Origin of the sequence: Pseudomonas sp. PA-4-8C (assembly GCF_021606625.1) — a bacterium.
GTDB classification, from domain to species: Bacteria; Pseudomonadota; Gammaproteobacteria; order Pseudomonadales; family Pseudomonadaceae; genus Aquipseudomonas; species Aquipseudomonas lactis.
Window position 1 is genome coordinate 1 of the sequence record NZ_WKCD01000539.1, and the last position, 1,320, is coordinate 1,320.

The following is a 1,320-nucleotide window of genomic DNA, read 5'->3' on the forward strand; positions in this document are numbered from 1 at the left end:
AAGATGCGCTCCAAGTCACCCTCCACAATCCCCGACCCCTGATCCTGCAGCCAGATATGCCAATAATCTCCCTCACGGCAGCCGTCGAGTTGCACGCAGCCGCCCTTGGGCGAGTGGCGTATGGCGTTACGCAGGATATTTTCCAGGGCCTGGGCCAGTGCATTCAGGTTGCCTCGCACCCAACTGTCCGCCGGTAACAGGCACGGCAAGCGCGATGCGGGCCAACCGCTTTCAAAACACGCGTTCTCACTCAATATGTCCCATAACGCCTGGAGCTGAATATCTTCCTGGGGCAGTGGCGTCGTTTCGCTGTCGAGCCAGGCCAGTTGCAGGCTGTCTTCCACCAGGCGCTGCATGGCGTCGATTTCCCGACCCAGGCGTTCGCGCAGTTTGGCCAGGTCTTGCTCGCTGTCGCAGGCTACCCGCAGGCGGCTCAAGGGTGTGCGCAGTTCATGGGACATATCGCGCAGCAACTGCTGCTGCAAACGCACGGTGCCCTGCAGGCGTTCGGACATATGGTCAAAGGCGCGGCCCAGCTCGCCCAGTTCATCCTGGCGGCTGGTGGCATCACGGGACATTCGCGTATTGAGTTGGTCCGCACGCCAGGCGTTGGCCTGCTCGCGCAATTGATTGAGGGGCATGATCAGCAGCCGATAAAGGCCGATGCACAGCAACAGGGTAAATAGACCTGGAATCACACCATTGGTGACCACTCGCCAGAACAGCTGATAGCGCCCAGGCATAAAGCGCTGCGGCAGCTCGATCACCAGCGACCCCGCGCCAGGGTCGACCGGAAACGGCACCTTCATCCAGGGCAAACCGATGACATGCCGGCTGACCGGCCAGTCCAATCCACGCAAAAACGTCAGGCGCTGGCTTTCCTTGTCACTCAAGGGGGTGCTGCCCAGGGACTGCAAGTCGTTACCGATCACGCCAACCCAGGTGCTTTCACGCTCGGCCATTCGCTGCAGCCAAACGTCCACGCCAGCACTGCCCTGTGTGCTCCACGCCAGTTCGGCGCCGGCGGCATAGCCAGTGAGAATCTCCCGCGACTTCTCGGACAGGTACGCGCTCTGCTGCTCCATGTAGCGGCCCCACGACCAACTGAGCCAAATCATCAGCAAACAGAAGGCGATCAACAGGCAAGCCAGCTTCCAGAACAACGAGTGTTTGCCAGGCAGTCGCTCAAAGCCCTTCATCGTGACCGCTCAGCACGTAGCCCTTGCCCCACACGGTGCGCACTTCCCGCTCGATGTAACCGATGGCCTTGAGCTTGCGGCGGATCTGGCTGACGTGCATATCGAGACTGCGGTCATGGGG

2 protein-coding genes are annotated in these 1,320 nt (G+C 61.0%); both read right to left on the minus strand.

Going from position 1 to position 1,320, the window contains the following annotated elements; all coding sequences use genetic code 11:
• The coding region (locus GIW04_RS30785) for a sensor histidine kinase (protein ID WP_236479617.1) at nucleotides 1–1,199 on the minus strand (1,199 nt) is incomplete at its 3' end.
• On the minus strand, nucleotides 1,186–1,320 hold a 135-nt coding region (locus tag GIW04_RS30790), incomplete at its 5' end, for a winged helix-turn-helix domain-containing protein (protein ID WP_236479618.1). The genes GIW04_RS30790 and GIW04_RS30785, both read right to left, overlap by 14 nt.